The organism is Desulforamulus hydrothermalis Lam5 = DSM 18033 (assembly GCF_000315365.1).
In the GTDB taxonomy this organism is placed as follows: domain Bacteria; phylum Bacillota; class Desulfotomaculia; order Desulfotomaculales; family Desulfotomaculaceae; genus Desulfotomaculum; species Desulfotomaculum hydrothermale.
The window spans coordinates 152,103-170,142 of sequence record NZ_CAOS01000008.1; the positions used below are offsets into that span (position 1 = coordinate 152,103).

Consider the following 18,040-nt stretch of genomic DNA (forward strand, 5'->3'; position numbering starts at 1 on the left):
TACTAATACCTCCTGAACATGTTTTTATTTTTTAAGAAGGCTATACCTTCAATTTTTGCTTAGTAATTGGTAAGGTAGCGGGCCAATTCCCAGGGGTGAACATCATAGTGAAACTCATCCCACTCCTGGCGTTTTATTTCCATGTAGCGCTCATAGATATGATCACCCAACACCTGCCGGGCAAACCGATCCTGGCTGAGGGCTTCCAGGGCCTCGCCCAGGTTTCTCGGCACCCGGTCTAAGGTAACATCCTCATCCAGCGAAACCGGCAGCGGGAGCTTTTCTTCAATCCCCTTGAGGGCCGCCTGCATAATTAAGGACAGGGTTAAATAAGGGTTGCAAGTAGCATCCGGACTGCGCAGGATGAGGCGGGTATCCTGGCCCCGCCGGGCGGGTACCCGCATCATGGAATTTCTGTTGCCTTCGGACCATCCTTTTAACACCCGGTCTAATTCAGAATTGCCCAGCCGTTTATACGAATTTACCAGCGGATTGGCTACTGCCGTAATGGCCGAAGCATGATCGGTAATACCGGCGATAAAGCCACCCGCCAGCGAACTCAGGCCGTACGGGCCGGCCGGGTCATCCAGGACATTGGCATCCTGGCGCCACAAGCAAAGATTTAAGGCCATGCCGGAACCACTGTGTTTGGCCAGCGGTTTGGGCATAAAGGAAGCATGCAAACCATGGCGCTGGGCAATGGTGCGCACCACAAATTTAAAGGTGGCAATTTTATCAGCCATACTCAAGGGGCTTTCTTCCCGCAGCACAATCTCATGCTGGCCGGGGGCATTTTCGTGATGACTGGCAACTATTTGAAAGCCCATTTCCTCCAGTGTCAGTACCATATCACGGCGGGCGTTTTCCCCCAAATCTATGGGTGTTAAATCACAAATGCCGCCGCTGTCATGGGGTTGCGGCAAGGGACGGCCCTGCTGGTCGGTGTGAAACAGAAAAAATTCTATCTCGGCTCCCACAGTAAGGTCTAACTCTGTTTTGGCAAACACCTGCAGGGATTCTCTCAGTTTGCTTCTGACACAACCAGGATAAGGCCTGCCCGCCGCATCAACCACATCACAAATCAGGCGGGCCACCGCTCCTTCCCGGGGACGCCAGGGGAATACCTGAAAGGTTACGGGATCCGGCTTTAAAAATACATCCCTTTGTCGGGAACCGTATTGCCCCTCCAGCACAGCGCTGTCAAAGCCTACCTTTGATTGCAAGGCTCTTGCCAATTCTTCAACCGTAACGGCAATATTTTTAAAAGACCCCTGGATATCAGTAAACTGCAGACGCACAAACTTGACATGATATTCCTGGGCTTTTTCCATCACTTCCTGGGCGGTAACAGGCTGCATGTTTCCCCTCCTCAGCGTTAATTAACGGCAAAGTCAAACGGAGAAGCGTTCCGGCTTAAAAACAAAAAATCCCAACCGGAACTCAGGTCATCGCCTGCGTTCCGGTTGGGACCCCTTTGCCCCTGAAATTATTTACTTGACATTAATATACTTGTTGATAAATAATTCGTCAATTAAATGGCGGTAGATATATTGTATACATCCCACCAACAATTATGCTTCACCGGATAAAGACAAAATAACTTTTCTGGCTATTTTGGCCAGCGAAGTGCTGTGATCCATACTTAATTTCTGCAAGTAGCGATGTGCCGCCTGTTCACTGATATTCTTTTTTTCTGCCAGCAGCCTTTTAGCCTGATCTACCAGTTTCTTTTCCTCCAGCATTTTCTTGAGCCGGCGGTTTTCCTGTTCAATTTTAACCAGCCGTTTAAATGTGGCCAGGGCCATTTCCAGCGTTGGTATGAGGTTGGCTTCATCGATGGGCTTAGTTAAATAGCCCAGCACCGAGGAAAATTTAGCTTCTTCGATCAGTTCCCGGTGACAGTGGTGGGTTAATAATACCACCGGCGCCAGGTGGTGTTCTTCAATCACCCTGGCCACTTCCAGCCCCTTGCAACCCGGCAGCTTCCCCTCCATAATAATGATGTCGGGCTGGCTCTGAAAGGCTGCCTGCAGGGTGCTGCGGCCATCCTCGGTTTCGGCCGCCACCAGGTAACCGTGCTGCTGCAGTAAATCTTTTAGTTTTTTTCTAAACTCCGGATCCGGGTCTGCCAGCAGGACGCGCCTTCCAAACAAATCTGATACCTCCAAAACCCTTTGAATACTTATTGTAAAACTATCCAAAGGGAAAGTCCAGTTCAGTAAGTTTTTTCTAACTTTTCGTACAAATAAAAGGTGTGCCAAAAATTACCGCGTACATTTGGCCAACCGGCTGCGTAGGATGGAGTATAACAGCAAAATGTCACTGAGAAGTGACACCAGGGCAATGGCGCCACTTGGTTAAAGAGTTGTCTTTAACGGGTGGCGTTTATTTTTATGCCCAAAAACATTGTAAGGAGTTGACAGCACATGTGCGGTATAGCAGGATGGGCCGGTTCGCCAATTCAACTGCCCCGTGACCGGGCCATTTTAGAAACCATGACCGCCGCTTTAGCCAAGCGGGGGCCGGATGCCGAAGGCTATTGGTATGCCCAGCGGGTCGCCCTGGGCCACCGGCGCCTGGCCGTGGTTGACCCGGCCGGCGGCGCCCAGCCCATGGTACGAACGAGGGGCGATAACACCTTTGTCATTGTCTATAACGGCGAGCTGTATAATACTCCGGAGCTGCGCCGGCAGTTAATCTACCGCGGTTACACCTTTAGCGGGCATTCGGATACCGAGGTGTTGCTGGCCTCTTACATGGAGTGGGGACCGGCCTGTGTGGAAAAATTTAACGGTATTTTTGCTTTTGCCATTTGGCAGGAAGCAGAACAATGCCTGTTCCTGGCCCGGGATCGCCTGGGCGTTAAGCCGTTGTTTTATGCCCGGCGGGGCGACAGCTTAATCTTTGGCAGTGAGTTAAAGGCTTTGCTGGCCCATCCACTGGTAAAACCCGAGCTGGCTGCCGACGGCCTGGCCGAAATATTTGCCCTGGGCCCTGCCCGTACACCCGGCCATGGAGTTTTTAAAAACGTCTGCGAACTGCGGCCCGGCCACTATCTGATCTACCAGGACAATCAGATACGCATCGGGCGTTATTGGAGCCTGGTCAGCCAGCCCCACCCTGATGACCTGTTTACCACCGTTAGTAAAGTACGCTGGCTGCTGGAGGATGCCATCACCCGTCAACTGGTGGCTGACGTGCCGGTATGCACCCTGTTGTCCGGCGGGTTGGATTCCAGCGCCCTGTCGGCCTTTGCTGCCGCCGCTTATAAAAAGCAAGGCAGCGGCCCCCTGCACACTTATTCAGTGGATTATGTTGATAACCGGCGCTACTTTAAGGCCAACCTTTTTCAGCCGGATGACGACGCCCCCTGGATTAAACGCATGTCTGATTATATAGGTTCGCAACATCATTATGTGCTGCTCCAAACGCCCCAGCTGGTGGAATCGCTGAAACCTGCCATGCTGGCCAGGGATCTGCCGGGTATGGCGGATGTGGACGCTTCCCTGTACCTGTTTTGCCGGGCCATAAAAAAGGAGGCCACGGTGGCCCTGTCCGGTGAGTGTGCCGACGAAATATTCGGCGGTTACCCCTGGTTTCACCGGGAAGCTGATTTGCTGGCCAATACTTTTCCCTGGTCCCAGTCCGTTGAGCGGCGAATTAGTTTGCTCTCCCCCGAGCTGGTACAGTACATTAAACCGGCCGCATATATTAACGCCCGCTACCGGGAAACCCTGGCCGAAGTTCCCAAACTGCCGGGCGAAGATAAGATGGAGGCCCGGCGGCGGGAAATGTTTTACTTGAACATGGTTTGGTTTATGCAAACCCTGTTGGATCGCAAAGACCGCATGAGTATGGCCTCCGGTCTGGAAGTACGGGTACCCTTTTGTGACCACCGCCTGGTAGAATACGTTTGGAACATACCCTGGTCAATAAAAAATTTCCACGGCCGGGAAAAAGGTCTTTTGCGCCTGGCCCTGGCAGACCTGCTGCCGGAGGATGTGCTGGAACGCCGCAAGAGTCCTTATCCGAAAACCCATCACCCGGCTTACCTGGCATCAGTTCGCAGCCTGCTGCAGGATATTTTAAACCAGCCCTCCTCACCTTTGCTGCAGCTGATTAATGTAGATGCCGTCCGCTCCCTGGTACAGGAGGAAAATGACAATTTCAGCCGGCCCTGGTTCGGCCAGCTGATGACCGGCCCGCAGCTGATAGCCTACCTGTACCAGATCAATACCTGGCTGGCAACTTACCGGGTGCAAATATGTTAGCTCTTAAAGTATTATGTATTTTTTACCTTTTTCTTTTTCTCCCTGACATTACTTATGTTATTATTATTTTTGATACAAGGATGTATTGCAAAATATTGGCACCGGCGCCTGACTCTCAAGGAGGCAGGCGTTTATTTTTTTAAGGGAGGAAGATTACAGTGGCTGTTTATGAATTTTTAGGTGGTTTTATCCTGGCAGCGGCGGGTGGTGCAATGGCTTTTGGCTGGCTGCAGAAACGTTATGCGGCGCTAATTCTCAAAATCGAACAGGAATGTTCTCACTGGCAAAAAATTAAACTGCCTGCCGTTTGCCAATTTGCTAATTTGGATGTAAAAGGTTTGGCTAACTTAAAGCAGGCAATTTGTGGCTTAACAGAAAAAACCCGTCATCTGGCCCAGGAGATTCAGTTAACATCGCAACAAGTCCGAGCCGCTGCTGATCAATTGGCTGTTTCGGTTAGCTCAACCGCTGATATTGCTTCAGCTTTTAAACAAATTCAAGATACTGCAGTCACTGTGCAGGCTACCGGTGAAATTTTAGAAAAAGATTTTATGGCCAGTGAAAAAGCTTTGCAAGAGAACATACAAGCGGTTCGGGCAGTAAACGATGCCATTGCAGAAATTGCCAACAATAACCAACAACTGCATTATCACATTAGCACACTAAAGGAATCAGTGGAACAAGTAGAAATAATTTCCCAAAACATCGGCGCCATATCCGGTCAAACTAAACTGCTGGCTTTAAACGCTGCTATTGAAGCTGCCCGGGCCGGTGAACACGGGCGGGGATTTGGCGTGGTGGCAGCCGAGATTGGCAAGTTGTCCGACCTGACAGCCGGTGCCGTTAAACAAACGGCCGATGTATTGGAACTTATCCGCCAGGATGTGGCCAATGTGGTGGCCAGCATCAACCATAGTTTGGATACTTCAACATCTGCCACCGATAAGTTGAGCAATATACAACAAGTATTTAGCCAAAGTTTTAATTTCATTTATAAAGTCAACCACACCGCCCGGGAAGCACTGTGCGATATTAACAGCAGCCTGCAGCAAGTGGCATCAGTCCTAGAATTAAGGGAAAAAGATTTGACTATGGTGGTTCATACCGGCAAACTGATGTCCGATTTAGCCAATCAATTAGAAAAAACTGCTGCCGGACATCAATTGAACTACGAGATCCGGCAGGCAACAATTTCCCGTATTAATAAAATTAAAAGCCTGCTTGCCGAAACAGCCGCCCGGACGGATATTATTGCCTTGGATCCTCTCCGGCATCAAAACTTGCTGTGGCAGATTAAAAAGGATAACCCAGACATTGAAGCCATTTGGTCCAATGATCAAACAGGGATTTTCATCTTCTCGGAACCGGCCGCCGGCCTTGCCAATGCAAAAGTCCGGCAGTGGTGGCAAAAAGCCATGCAAGGTAATGTGTTTGTTTCGCCGGTTTATATTTCAGCCATTACCCGGCAACCGTGTTTGACAGTATCCGTACCCATCCTGTCCGGGCAGCAAATCATTGGCGTTTTGGGGGCGGACGTCAGCTTGTTGTGATTATTGAACCGCCAGGGCAATTTTTAAATTTTGCAGGTTTTCCCGCATCACCGCAAGGTAATCCTTACCTTTGGCCATATCCTGCTCAGATAAGCTTTCCAGAGGATCCAATACCAGCGTCTGCCCCCCCAGCTCGGCTGCTATGGCCTGGGATACTTTGGGACTGACCATGGTTTCAAAAAAGATATGCTTGATATTTTTCTCACGGGCCAGTTTTACCACGGCCGCCATATCGGCGGGACTGGGCTCGCTTTCAGCTGTAAGCCCTCTCACCGGCACCTGGGTCAGGTTATATCGTTTAGCCAGATAACCAAAGGCATCGTGGGAGGTAATAAATTCTTTAATTTGGGCACCGGCCAGTTCTCTTTGAAATTCCTGGTGCAGCTGCTCCAGTTCTTTTTTATAGGCCTGGGCGTTGGCCTCATAAATGTCCTTATTTTTTTCATCTGCTTTCACCAGGCCGGCCAGTATGTTATCCACCATAGTTTTAGCATGCAGGGGATCAAGCCAAACATGCGGGTCCAGTTGGTCATGCTCGTGCGGATGGTTTGCTTGGCTCTGCCGGTGGGGCTCTTGGGCCGCTTGGATGCCTTTGCTTAGATCGATATGCCGGCCGGCATAAATTACAGCAACCTTGTTCTGATCAATCACGCTTAGCACTTTGTCCGCCCAGGGTTCTACCCCGGTGCCGCTCAGTATTAAAACATCCGCTTGGGAAATTTCTGCTACATCCTGGGGGCTGGGTTCCCAGTCATGGGGTTCTGCCCCGGCAGGCACAATATTTTTAACCATCAGCCGGTCACCGCCAATTTGCCTGGCAAAGTCGTAAAGCGGGTAAATGGCGGTGTATACTTTTAGTTTTCCCTGGTTGCCGGCAGTGGGCCGGGCTGTCAGGCCACAACCGCCCAGCAGCAAAGCAGTAAAACAAACCAGCGTGGCAAATAAAACAAATCTTTTCATTCTTTCCCCTCCCAATCAATCATATCGTTTTAAAATTTACAGCAACTAAATAGTAATTTTTCTTATTTAATATTTATTATGGTAAGCCTTGTAATTATATGTCAAGTTAATAAAAAATAAACACACAGGCATATATATTCAAGTTTACAAACCTTAGCACATTTTATTGCAATATTTTCCAGTCATACTTTCCCTTTTGCTTAATTATTAATTTAGTATCCGTCAGGAATCACAAAGAGGTGACTCCGCCGTTAAGCGCCACTGTGGTTTGAGAGCAACCAGGCCTGCTGCGTGGTGCTTTTTTATGGCATGCCGGCCAAATTTTTACAAGGAGGTAAATTTATGAGCCAAGGAAAACTGAAGAAAGTTTTTCCCGGGGGAAATACCTGCCGCGGCTTCTACTCTTATTACGACTATATTATTAAACCGGATGCCACTCGCATCCTGGTTATTAAGGGTGGACCCGGCGTGGGCAAATCTACCCTGATGCGCTACATTGGCGAAAAGATGCTTGAACTGGGCTACGATGTGGAATTTCACTGCTGTTCTTCCGACAACGGTTCACTGGACGGGGTCTGCATACCGGCCATCGGTGTCGCCTTGCTGGACGGTACGGCCCCGCATGTTGTAGACCCCAAAAACCCGGGTGCCGTGGATGAAATAATTCACCTTGGTGATTTTTGGGATGAAAGCAAGCTGTTGGAAAATAAACAAGCGGTGTTAAAAAGCAATGCCCGGGTGGCCCGTTTATTCAAAATTGCTTACAGCCAATTGGCCGAAGCTAAAGTTATTAAAGACGAGCTGGACAGTTATTATACTGAAGCCATTAACATGGCCGGCGTGCATGGAATCATCCACAGTATTGCGGAAGATATCCTGGAAGATGTGATGGAGGACGGACAGCTGCAATTTACCAGGGTGCCTCAGGATAGGCATTTGTTTGCTACCGCCCTGACACCCCAGGGTCAGGCACACTTTTTAGAAACCGTACTGGACGGAGTTAAAAAACTTTACTTTATTACCGGCGAGGCCGGCACAATTGGTTCCCAAGTGGTGGGCACCATAGCTAAAGCCATGCATATGCACGGTCTGGACACCGAGGTATATCACTGCGCCTTTGAACCCGCAGCTGTTGATTTGGTAATTATGCCTGCTTTAAAAATAGCCGTGCTGAAAGACGTGCCGGGTATTACCTTTAAAATTCAGGATATCCCCGGTTTAAAGAAGGTTAAAATTAAGGATCTTAACCAATACCTGGACCGGTCGATACTTTCCCTTTACGATAAAGAAATTAAGTGTGCCGGTGAGCGTTTAAATGCCGCCATCGGCCGAGCCATCAGCTATATTGCTGCGGCAAAGGCCGAACACGATGTAATGGAGCAGTATTACATTCCGGCTATGGATTTTGCAGCTATTAATGCCAAGCGGGATGAGTTGTTGGCAAGAATCCTTAAATATGCTGAAACTATAAACGGTTAACCGCAGCCTTGCCTCGGGTGAGGCTGTTTTTTATTACATATCGGTTCAAAAATTCAGTTTTGCCGGTAATATCTGATAATTCAAAAAATATATATCAGTGTTTTGTAACTATTTAAAAAACTTCAAAAAAAATATAATTATAAAGAGGATTTGACTAGCCGATGTCGAATGATGTCATCCTAAACCTAAATTAAACAAAATTTGCTTACCGACCTTGAAAACTACAGCCTTTATGGAGGTTACAATATGCTACAGGTAAATAATTTTCAAGAAGTTGTCAATATCCGCAAGGCTTGCCAACAAGAAGACGTTTCAGCTTGCCGGAACACCGCTTGCCCGTTGCAAGCCAAGGGTTCCCTGGGTCTGACTGTCTGCCAGTTGGTCACTTCCCATCTTAACAGCAACCCGTCTGCTGTAGATATCGTTTGCCATTGCCCGGTGGAAGACGATCCGTTGGGCATTAAGGATTTCTTTGAGCATTGCGAAAAGGGTTATATCCGCCCTACCGCACGACAACTGGAATTTATGCAGCAACAGCAGGAAAAATGCCGGCAGTGTCCTGCCAATACCCGCTACACCATGCATCATCCCAAGCTAAATATTGAAATATCACCCCATCTCTGCACTACACTTAAGTCTACCGCACAAACCATCAGAAACGCTGCCAGGGGTAATGCTTGCTGCCTGATTAGCCCCCGCTTGCCGAAAAGATTGCCCCGGGCCATCTCGCTTGGCAAATAAGGTTAAATTGTAAAACCCGAGTGCCGGTTGGTTCTCACCAACCCCTCGGGTTTTATTTTTGAATAAATTTATAACCATGTCAGTAACAGTTTATTTTTTGAAGTATACTAATCGCAAACAGAATCAAGGGGGTAAAAAATGTCTAAAATTGCAACCCGCAGTACCAATCTTTTAATTAATGAAAAATCACCCTACCTGCTGCAACACGCCCATAATCCCGTCAATTGGTTTCCCTGGGGTGAGGAAGCCTTCGCCAAGGCTAAGGCAGAAGATAAGCCAATTTTTCTGTCTATCGGCTACAGCACCTGTCACTGGTGCCACGTTATGGAGCGGGAAAGCTTTGAGTCGGCGGATGTGGCTGAGGTGTTAAACAAGTACTTTGTATCAATTAAGGTAGACCGGGAAGAACGCCCGGATGTTGACCAAATATATATGAGTGTCTGCCAGGCCCTGACCGGTTCGGGCGGCTGGCCGTTAACCGTCATCATGACGCCGCAGCAAAAGCCCTTTTTTGCCGGTACATATTTTCCAAAAGAAACAAATTACGGCCGTCCCGGTTTAATAGAAATCCTTACGCGCATTGCCTGGCTGTGGGAACATGAACGCCCTTCATTACTGGCCATGGGCGAACAATTAACTGCCCACTTGCATCAGGAAGCGGCTGTATCCCCCGGTCAACTGCCGGCAGATATTTTGGATCAAGCCTACCGGCTGCTGGCAAGAAATTATGATGCTTCCTACGGGGGGTTTGGCACTGCTCCCAAGTTTCCTACCCCGCATAACCTGATGTTTTTGCTCAGGTATTATTATAAAACTAAGCAGCCCCAAGCCTTAACCATGGTAGAGGAAACCCTGGACGCCATGCACCGGGGCGGCATTTATGACCATATCGGATTTGGTTTTGCCCGCTACTCGGTGGATCACAAGTGGCTGGTGCCCCATTTTGAAAAAATGCTGTACGACAACGCCCTGCTGGCCCTGGCTTTCTTAGAAACATATCAGGTTACCGGTAATATGCGCTTTGGCCGCATAGCCAAGGAAATCTTCGCCTATGTCTTGCGTGACATGACCTCCCCGGAGGGCGGCTTTTACTCGGCTGAGGATGCCGACTCGGAAGGCACGGAAGGCAAGTTTTATCTCTGGCAGCCTCAGGAAGTGGTGGATATTCTGGGTCAGCCGGACGGGGAAATTTTTTGCCGTTATTATAATATAACTGCCCAGGGAAATTTTGAGGGCAGCAATATACCTAACCTGATCGGCCAGGACCCCCGGCGGTTTGCCGCCGAACTGGGCATTGAACTGGCTGACCTGGTCAAGGGCATGGAAAAATGCCGTTCCCTGTTGTTTAAAGCGCGGTCTAAAAGGGTGCATCCCTTTAAAGATGATAAAATTCTTACCGCTTGGAACGGCTTAATGATTGCCGCACTGTCCCGGGGTGCCAGGGTATTCCACAGCGAGGTCTACCGGACAGCCGCCGTCAAAGCGGTTAACTTTATTAATCAGCGATTACGTCGTCCGGACGGCCGTTTACTGGCCCGGTTTCGTGACGGTGAAGCTGCCTTCCCTGCCTATCTGGACGATTATGCCTTTCTGGCCTGGGGTTTGCTGGAGCTGTATGAAGCAACCTTCGATACAGATTATCTGGCTGAGGCTGTCCGGCTAACCGAAGATATGATTGAATTGTTTCTGGATCAACAGCATGGAGGTTTTTTCTTCTACGGCAAGGACAGTGAACAATTAATCAGCCGGCCCAAGGAAATATACGACGGCGCCCTTCCCTCCGGTAATTCGGTGGCTGCCGTTAACCTGATTCGGCTGGCTCGTTTGACCGGTAATGACCGCTTTGCGGAACTGGCCCACCGGCAGCTAACCGGCTTTGCCCAACAAGTGGAGCAATACCCGGCCGGTTACTCTTTCTTTATGATAGCGGCTTACTTGTTGCAGGAACCGCCCCTGGAAATTGTGCTGACCGGTGAAGCTGCGGACGATTCTTTGCGCCGCATGATTCAGACAGTGCAGCGTGCATTTTTACCCCACGGGGTGATTATGGCCCGCTATGAAGGAGCCGATACCGAAGAACCGGCCAGGCTGCTGCCGCTGACCAGGGATAAATTGCCGGTGAACGGCCAAGCAACCGTGTATTTCTGTGAAAATTTCACCTGCCGGAAACCTATTACCGAGTTAAGCCAATTGCAGGCGGCCCTGGCACGGTAAGGCAGGGATAAAGGACATCGGGAGAGAACTATTGCTTTAATTACGTTATCGGAGGGAACAACATGCACCAGCAGCTAACCTATCTGGATCAGGCCTTGAGCAGCCTGGTCCTGTGGCGAGGTATTACCGGCGACCCTGCCGTACAATGTTTTCAAAACATAGTACAGGCTGCCTCCCGGCAATCTCCAACACCGGCCGGCAGCCTGCTGCCGGAATACTCCCGATTGGCCGGTCTTCTGACGGAATCCTCCGTCGACCGGCACCTGCCACCGGCCGGCAATCCGTGGCAAAACCACCTGCTTAATTTAATTCTGTTTGAGGATCACCGGCTGGCCCGGCAGGCAGCAGCCGGCCAGGACATAGCCCCCCTGCTGCAGGACGCCTTTCGGCATGACCTCAGTCAACTGCAGGCGGTTTGCCGGCAGGGTCTGGCTGACCTGGAGAAAATCTTTCATAACTGCCCCGGCCTGTTTCCTTTATCGGGCTACAATTGCCATTTTTCCGGTCAAGGAAGTCACCCGGCCTGGGGCCGGTTTTTAGAGCTAAAACAAAAATTACTTTCCTCTCCGCACTGGCCGGATCTGTTTTCTGACTTTTTAAGTTTTTATCAACAGGTCGGTTTTGGCCGGTTTGCCCGTTACTGGGCCTTCCGTTGGGAAGCAACTGCCGCCGGTTACCGGCTGGTGGGAATTGAGGAGCCTGATGCCATACGCTTGCATCAGTTGGTTGGTTACGAACTACAGCGAAAACAGGTGCTGGATAACACAGAACGCTTACTGGCAGGACAACCCGCTCATAATCTGCTGTTATACGGCGACAGGGGTACCGGCAAGTCGTCCACCGTTAAAGCTCTGCTGCACCGGTACGGTCACCGTGGGTTACGGTTAATCCAGGTGCCCCGTCATAGCCTGGGAGGTTTGCAGCAGCTGACAGCCAATTTAAGAAAAACCCCTCTCAAGTTTATTATTTTTATTGATGACCTGTCTTTTGAGGAAACCGAAACAGAGTATAAAGAATTTAAAACTCAATTAGAGGGCAGCTTGGAACAACCGCCCTCTCACATTTGTATTTATGTAACCTCCAACCAGCGAAATCTTATCAAGGAGTATTTTGGCGAACGAACAACCCGGGTGGCAGACAGCGGCGAAGTTCATCCCGGCGATACTATGCAGGAAAAACTTTCACTGGTGGACCGCTTTGGCCTAAAGATTACCTTTATGGCGCCGGATAAAGAAGAATATTTAAAAATTGTACGGCACCTGGCAGCCCAGGAAGGCATCCGGTTGGCGCCGGAGGTTTTAGAACGAATGGCCCTGCAGTGGACTCTCTGGCACAGCGAACGTTCCGGCCGCACCGCCCGCCAGTTCGTCGACCACATAAAGGACCGGGAAGACCTTAATATCTTTTAATTACCACATTAAAAGCAACCCGTATCAGCCGAAAAGGCGATCCGGATTGCTTTTTAATGTGCCGCAAAACAGATAATAAATACTCTCTGATTCATTTGCCCAGCCGGCTGGTGAAAATTACAATTCCGGGTGTTTTTCCTGTTCCAGCATAACCTGAATCATAGCGTCCAGTTCCTCATCCGTGATTGGGCCGGCAGCCTGCTTTTTGCTTAGCCGCAGGAAGGGGGCCAGTTCTCCGTTCATCAGCCTTTGCCGGTCAAATATGTTGAGCCTGGCCAGAATGCGCTTAGGTCCCACCACATCATCCCCAAGGAAATAATACACATTAATGCCGGTGGCCAGGGCAATGGCCTGGACAATCGCCAACTGCGAGGCTTTTTTGGGGTTAAACTGCTTCAAGCCCTCAATATCGGACACTTCCAGCATGGTTCGGCGGGCCAGTTCCTCCAGGCTGATTTTTCTTAACTCCAGCATTTCCTGCACTTTGGGAAATATGTTTTTAGCCAAAAGTTTTACCTCCTGTGGCAATTAAATAAAAATCAACCAAGACTTTTCCCCCAGCCGGTGCCTATGACCAGTTTAATAAAATTATCGACAATAACAGGGTCAAACTGGCTGCCGGCACAACGTCTTAGTTCCGCCAGTGCCTGCTCAATGCTGAACCGCCGGCGGTAACTGCGGTCCGAAGTCATGGCCTCAAAGGCATCAGCCACCGAAATAATGCGGCTGATTAAGGGGATTTCTTCCCCCCTTAGGCCATCCGGGTAGCCGTTTCCGTCGTAACGCTCGTGATGAGCCCGGACAATGGCCACCAGGTCGGAAAAACTGTCAACTTTTTTTAGTATATTGGCACCCAGCACGCTGTGCTGTTTTATCACTTGGTACTCAGCTTCCGTCAAACGGCCCGGCTTGTTTAAAATGTGCTCCGGAATGCCGATTTTACCCACATCATGTACCAGGGCAGCTATGTAAACCAGCTGGCTTATATCCGGCAGCCCCATGGCGGTGGCAATCATCTGGGCATACTCCGCTACCCTTTCGGAATGCCCCCGGGTATAATTATCCCGGGTGCCGATGGCCTCGGTAAAGGCCAGCACCGTCTGCAACTGCTGGGTATGGAGTACCTCCTTTAAATTTTCATTAGTCCGCTCCAGGTAACGGGCTTCGGTTAAATTCTTGTCATAAGCATAAGCAGCGGCGGCATAGCCTTGGGCATCCCGCAGCAGACCTGTGGTGGTACGGCAAACAAAGTCACTTTTTAACAGAGGTGATTTAATCTTGGTTTCGATATTTTTAAACTCCCGGCCGGTTTCCAAGGTTTCCACCAGGGGGCTCAGGTAATTGCCTTGATAATCAAACTTCTTGCCGCCATAAACAGCTTGCACCAGGGAGCGGCCGATCATTTGCGCCGGCCGAACCCCCAACAACCTGCTTGCTGCTGTATTCATGGCAACGATCATGCCCTGTTGGTCAATCACAGTAATCAAATCGTCAGACAGGTCCATAATGATTTGGGTAAATTGTGCCAGTTCCGGGATGTTGACAGTGTAGTTTTGCCGCACCTGCTTGTCCTCCTGCCCGGCCGGTATCTTGCTTCACCGGGGTTGTACCTAAATTGTAGCTTTTCTTTTTATTTCGTTCAATATTAATTAATACATAAAAACGTTACCATATTAAAAAAGCTGCACCAATAGTGCAGCTCAGACTGTAGACAAACATCACCGGTGGTTTATGATCCCCTTTGGCTCCGGTCTACGCACCGACAGCACTATGATTCGCTCCGTTCGCCCTTGGGGTCGCCTCAAACGGGCCCTCCTGGCCCGGTTCGGCCGGCGCCCACGTCCTGTGGGCGCCACCCCAATGGCTCCTTTGCTCATCAAGTGCTGTTACCGGTGCTTCGACAAGTCGCCGGCAGGGGATCATAATACCACCTCACTTTGTTTTACAACCTTTGTCAACACTCTGAGCTGCACCAAGAGTGCAGCTTTCCTTCTTGCTATACCTTAAAATTGGCAACCAGTTGCTGGAACTCGTCGCCCATTTTAGCTAAATCCTGGGCAGTGGAAGCAATTTGCTGTACGTTGGCACTGACCTGCTGGGTGGCAGCCGCCAGGTTCTGGCTGTTCTGGCTGTTTTGTTCCGCCCCCCGGGCAATTTCTTCAATAATGGTGACAGTTTCCTGCACATGCTCCAGGATTTTTTTGAGGGCTTGGCCGGCCGCGTCAACCACCTGGGTACCCTGGTGCACCTCCTGCACGCCCAAACTCATGTCTTTAACTGCCTGTTCGGTTTCCAGCTGGATTTGTTTGATAATCTGGCTAATTTCTTTGGCCGCCTGGGAAGACTGTTCTGCCAGCTTCCGTACTTCTTCCGCCACCACGGCAAAGCCCCGGCCCTGTTCGCCCGCCCTGGCTGCCTCAATGGCTGCGTTCAAGGCCAGCAAATTGGTCTGGTCAGCAATGCCGGTAATAACATCGGTAATTTTGCCGATATCCCGGGATCTTTCGCCCAACCGGGCCACCTGCCGGGAACTTTGATCCACCCTTGAGACGATGGCATTCATTTTTTCCACCGCCTGGCCAACCGCCTGGTCGCCCTGTTCCGCCACCAGTTGTACCTGACGGGTAACTTCCACTGCATTGCCGGCGCCGGCTGCTTCCTGCTGGGCCGCTGCCGCCAGCTCAGTGGTGGAGCCGGTAATTTCCTCCACCGAAGCGCTTACCTGCTGGGTGGCTGCGGATAGTTCCTGGCTGTGGGCTGCCAGGCCGGTGCTTTTATCCACCACTTGTTTTGCCATTTGATGCAGGTTTTCAACCATCCGGTTAAAGGCCCGGGCCAGCTGAGCCAGTTCGTCCTCCCCGATTACCTCAACCCTCTGGGTCAGGTCGCCGCCGGCCACCACCGTTGTTTCCTGCACCAAGCGATTGATTGGCCGGGTAATGGCCCGGGAAAACAGAAAGCTGAATAACAGGCCCAGCAACACGGCTACCACGCCAAAAGAAACGGCAGCCTTTTTGGCTTCCAGGCTGGCCTGCAGGGAATTATTTTCGGCCAGCTTGCTTTCCTGTTTCTTATAATCTACATAAGCGTTAACCGCATCTTTTAATTGGTTTGCCAGGGGGTTAAACTGCTCTGTTTTAACCCGTAACGCCTCGGTAGTCTGGCCCTGCTCCACCAGCGGGACAATTTGGTTTTGAAAAACTTGTTCCATTTGTTTATTTAACTCATGTACTTTGGTAATCCTGTCCAGGTTTACCTTTTGCCGGGTAATCTTAATTAAATCTTCTTCGTGCTGCAGCGCTTCTTTGATTTTTTGCTCCACCTTAGCTTTGTCGTCCGGTGAACCGGTGATCAGGTATTCTTTAATAAGAGAGGATTGCTCCTCCACATAGTAGGAGATGGCAATACCTTCCATGGTGCGAATGTTGTGTTTTTGCAAACCGTCAATTTCCGTTACAATTTGCTGTACCTGGTAGGTCATAACACCGGCCAGGAGAGCTGCCATGGCTAAAATTACACAATAACCCAGGACAATCCGTGTGGTCAGTTTAAGCCGCATTTTTCTCCCCCTTTCCCAACTTTCACAAAGGCAAGCTATGACAAAAGTATACACCGGGTTAGAAAATTTTTGCAACTGTTTTGGCAAATAATCATTAAGGTTTCATTTATGCCATCAAACCGTGCGGCAATACGGAATGTCATTGCTCTTTGATTAATACCGGTGAAAAATTAAGGTAATCCGCACTGACCAGGTGAAATTTAATACCCCATGCTTCATCCGGCAGCCGGTAGTTTCTGGCCCGGTCATGCAAGTGGCCGTACACCACCCGGCTGACGTTGAACCGGCAAAAAAGATCAATAAAACCGGATCGTTCATGGTTTTCGTTGGTAGGCATAAAATGCATCAACACAATAATTTCACCGGGCCTGCCCTGGATGCTGCGCAGCGAATTTTCCAGCCGGATTAATTCTCTTTTATAGATTTTTTCATCCTGCTGGGTAAATTGGTGGCTGTTGGGACAAGTCCAACCCCGGGTGCCGCAGATGGCGGTATCCCCAACCAGGGCATGGTCGTTTTGAATCAGTTTTACATTTCCCGGTACAAAGGCACGGGTTTTGGCAATGCCCTGCCACCAGTAATCATGGTTGCCCGGCACCGCATAGATGGTGCCCGGCAATAACCCCAGGTAATCTACGTCGTGCCTGGCTTCTTCCAGCCGGGTGGCCCAGGAAATATCGCCGGGCAGCAGCACCACGTCATCCGGCTGCACTAAAGCCTGCCAATTATCATATATCTTTTGGTAATGCCTGTACCACTCGGGATTAAAAATATCCATCGGCTTATGCAGTTCTGATTGTTCCCAGTTAGCCGGATCGGCCGGTTTGGTAAAGGAAAGGTGCAGGTCACTGATACCGAAAAATCTCACATTAAACAACTTCCTTTCCGACATATGAAGCTGGCAGTGGTTTATTGCTATGCACCAATATTTGGTATCTAGGGTTATCTTATCCCGCCGCTTAAAGGGTTGTCAACCTTGTTAAAAGGGAATTTGAAATTTATCCATAAACCAATCATCCTGGTATTGCCGGCGCCGGAAATATTGTTGCCGCTGCTGTAAAGCATCACTGGCAAAAAGTACTTCCGACACCAACGAGCCGATATTTTTTAAATAAGCAAACATATCAATAACTTTAGCCACCCGCCGGGGCTGGAAATGACTTAAAGCCAACCGCAGGGCATTGTAAGCATAATCTTGCATGGTGATTTGATAGGGCAGGCTTTCCCGAAAATAATGTTTAATCACAACGCCCGGATCCACCAGTACCCGGTAGCCAAACAACCATAATTTTAATGAAAATTCTGCATCCTCAAAGCCGTAAATACGAAATCCCCGCTCAAACCCCCCGACATCCTGAAAAACCTGCCGCTTCACAGCCACACATCCCCCGGGAGCAAAGGGCACCTCGGCCACCCCGGCGGGGCAAGGCAACCAGCGGGCTTCCAATTTTTCATTCCAGGTTAATCCATAGCCAATGGCATAAACATTGTTCAGGTTGGCAATGCCCGGCGCCACTGCCCCCACACCTTCCTCCGCCAGGTCTTCCGCCAGTAAATCCAGCCAATCTTCCTCTACCGTAATATGGGCATCACAAAAAACCAGCAGCCGGCCTGCCGCATGCCGGGCTCCAAGATTCCTGGCATTGGCCGCCCCCACGCCGGGGGTGTTAATAAGCCTTACCCTGGCATCCCGCCGCCGGCCCTGCAAAAAGGTGCAGCAACCGTCGGTAGAGCCGTCATTAACCACCGTAATATCATAAGAAAGCCGGACCGGTGTATCCAGTATGGAGGTGATGGTTTGTTTAATTAAACTCCCTTCATTTTTACAAGGAATAACGATAGAAACTTGCGGCATGG

15 protein-coding genes are annotated in these 18,040 nt (G+C 49.9%); 7 read left to right on the forward strand and 8 right to left on the reverse strand.

From position 1 onward, the window contains the following. Positions 1–59 precede the first annotated feature (59 nt). Together DESHY_RS05945 and DESHY_RS05950 are read right to left on the reverse strand one after the other, a co-directional pair. Positions 60–1,358, reverse strand: coding sequence for a glutamine synthetase family protein (locus DESHY_RS05945; protein ID WP_008411200.1), 1,299 nt, complete (start codon positions 1,356–1,358; stop codon positions 60–62). Positions 1,359–1,571: 213 nt separating this feature from the next. Further along, entirely contained in the window at positions 1,572–2,153 is a 582-nt protein-coding gene (locus DESHY_RS05950) for an ANTAR domain-containing response regulator (RefSeq protein ID WP_008411202.1), read from the reverse strand. Positions 2,154–2,426: 273 nt separating this feature from the next. Between DESHY_RS05950 and asnB the strand changes: the two genes are divergently transcribed. Together asnB and DESHY_RS05960 are read left to right on the forward strand one after the other, a co-directional pair. Further along, positions 2,427–4,271 carry an asparagine synthase (glutamine-hydrolyzing) gene (gene asnB / locus DESHY_RS05955; RefSeq protein WP_008411203.1) on the forward strand — a complete coding sequence of 615 codons (1,845 nt, stop codon included), beginning with the start codon at positions 2,427–2,429 and terminating at the stop codon, positions 4,269–4,271. A 158-nt stretch (positions 4,272–4,429) separates the two neighbouring features. After that, positions 4,430–5,821, forward strand: a complete 1,392-nt coding sequence (locus DESHY_RS05960; RefSeq protein WP_008411205.1) for a methyl-accepting chemotaxis protein — start codon at positions 4,430–4,432, stop codon at positions 5,819–5,821. On the opposite strand, the gene DESHY_RS05965 is transcribed toward DESHY_RS05960, so the two are convergent. Next, positions 5,822–6,781 (reverse strand): metal ABC transporter substrate-binding protein, encoded by a 960-nt coding sequence (locus DESHY_RS05965; protein WP_008411207.1) that lies wholly within the window; start codon positions 6,779–6,781, stop codon positions 5,822–5,824. It lies immediately after the preceding gene. A 342-nt stretch (positions 6,782–7,123) separates the two neighbouring features. On the opposite strand from DESHY_RS05965, the gene DESHY_RS05970 reads away from it, so the two are divergent. The 4 genes from DESHY_RS05970 to DESHY_RS05985 all read left to right on the forward strand — a co-directional run bounded on the left by DESHY_RS05970 (position 7,124) and on the right by DESHY_RS05985 (position 12,624). Further along, on the forward strand, positions 7,124–8,260 hold the full coding sequence (locus DESHY_RS05970) for a PRK06851 family protein (RefSeq protein ID WP_008411210.1): 1,137 nt from the start codon (positions 7,124–7,126) through the stop codon (positions 8,258–8,260). A gap of 246 nt (positions 8,261–8,506) precedes the next feature. Further along, positions 8,507–9,001 carry a hypothetical protein gene (locus DESHY_RS05975; protein ID WP_008411212.1) on the forward strand — a complete coding sequence of 165 codons (495 nt, stop codon included), beginning with the start codon at positions 8,507–8,509 and terminating at the stop codon, positions 8,999–9,001. A 138-nt stretch (positions 9,002–9,139) separates the two neighbouring features. Continuing rightward, positions 9,140–11,215, forward strand: a complete 2,076-nt coding sequence (locus DESHY_RS05980; RefSeq protein ID WP_008411213.1) for a thioredoxin domain-containing protein — start codon at positions 9,140–9,142, stop codon at positions 11,213–11,215. 62 nt (positions 11,216–11,277) lie between these two features. Further along, a complete protein-coding gene (locus DESHY_RS05985) occupies positions 11,278–12,624 on the forward strand; it encodes an ATP-binding protein (RefSeq protein ID WP_008411214.1) in 1,347 nt (448 codons plus the stop codon). Between the two features lie 117 nt (positions 12,625–12,741). On the opposite strand, the gene DESHY_RS05990 is transcribed toward DESHY_RS05985, so the two are convergent. Both DESHY_RS05990 and DESHY_RS05995 read right to left on the reverse strand, forming a co-directional pair. Then, on the reverse strand, positions 12,742–13,131 hold the full coding sequence (locus DESHY_RS05990) for a hypothetical protein (RefSeq protein WP_008411216.1): 390 nt from the start codon (positions 13,129–13,131) through the stop codon (positions 12,742–12,744). 32 nt (positions 13,132–13,163) lie between these two features. Then, on the reverse strand, positions 13,164–14,186 hold the full coding sequence (locus DESHY_RS05995) for an HD-GYP domain-containing protein (RefSeq protein ID WP_008411218.1): 1,023 nt from the start codon (positions 14,184–14,186) through the stop codon (positions 13,164–13,166). Positions 14,187–14,355: 169 nt separating this feature from the next. Between DESHY_RS05995 and DESHY_RS13575 the strand changes: the two genes are divergently transcribed. Continuing rightward, positions 14,356–14,631: a hypothetical protein gene (locus DESHY_RS13575; protein WP_235695526.1), complete on the forward strand. Its 276-nt coding sequence runs from the start codon at positions 14,356–14,358 to the stop codon at positions 14,629–14,631. Here the strand turns inward: DESHY_RS13575 and DESHY_RS06000 are convergent. The 3 genes from DESHY_RS06000 to DESHY_RS06010 all read right to left on the reverse strand — a co-directional run bounded on the left by DESHY_RS06000 (position 14,621) and on the right by DESHY_RS06010 (position 18,038). Then, positions 14,621–16,183, reverse strand: a complete 1,563-nt coding sequence (locus DESHY_RS06000) for a methyl-accepting chemotaxis protein (RefSeq protein ID WP_008411219.1) — start codon at positions 16,181–16,183, stop codon at positions 14,621–14,623. The genes DESHY_RS13575 and DESHY_RS06000 overlap by 11 nt on opposite strands. 139 nt (positions 16,184–16,322) lie before the next feature. Then, positions 16,323–17,051 (reverse strand): metallophosphoesterase, encoded by a 729-nt coding sequence (locus tag DESHY_RS06005; protein WP_008411221.1) that lies wholly within the window; start codon positions 17,049–17,051, stop codon positions 16,323–16,325. Between the two features lie 111 nt (positions 17,052–17,162). After that, the gene (locus DESHY_RS06010; protein ID WP_008411222.1) at positions 17,163–18,038 is read right to left on the reverse strand and encodes a glycosyltransferase family 2 protein; all 876 of its coding nucleotides are present in this window, start codon (positions 18,036–18,038) and stop codon (positions 17,163–17,165) included. Between the last annotated feature and the right edge of the window lie 2 nt (positions 18,039–18,040).

Coding starts and splice junctions, on each gene's coding strand:
- DESHY_RS05945 (WP_008411200.1), bottom strand. CDS start 1,358: ATGCAGCCTGTTACCGCCCAGGAAGTGATGGAAAAAGCCCAGGAATAT.
- asnB (WP_008411203.1), top strand. CDS start 2,427: ATGTGCGGTATAGCAGGATGGGCCGGTTCGCCAATTCAACTGCCCCGT.
- DESHY_RS05965 (WP_008411207.1), bottom strand. CDS start 6,781: ATGAAAAGATTTGTTTTATTTGCCACGCTGGTTTGTTTTACTGCTTTG.
- DESHY_RS05970 (WP_008411210.1), top strand. CDS start 7,124: ATGAGCCAAGGAAAACTGAAGAAAGTTTTTCCCGGGGGAAATACCTGC.
- DESHY_RS05975 (WP_008411212.1), top strand. CDS start 8,507: ATGCTACAGGTAAATAATTTTCAAGAAGTTGTCAATATCCGCAAGGCT.
- DESHY_RS05980 (WP_008411213.1), top strand. CDS start 9,140: ATGTCTAAAATTGCAACCCGCAGTACCAATCTTTTAATTAATGAAAAA.
- DESHY_RS05985 (WP_008411214.1), top strand. CDS start 11,278: ATGCACCAGCAGCTAACCTATCTGGATCAGGCCTTGAGCAGCCTGGTC.
- DESHY_RS13575 (WP_235695526.1), top strand. CDS start 14,356: ATGATCCCCTTTGGCTCCGGTCTACGCACCGACAGCACTATGATTCGC.
- DESHY_RS06000 (WP_008411219.1), bottom strand. CDS start 16,183: ATGCGGCTTAAACTGACCACACGGATTGTCCTGGGTTATTGTGTAATT.
- DESHY_RS06010 (WP_008411222.1), bottom strand. CDS start 18,038: ATGCCGCAAGTTTCTATCGTTATTCCTTGTAAAAATGAAGGGAGTTTA.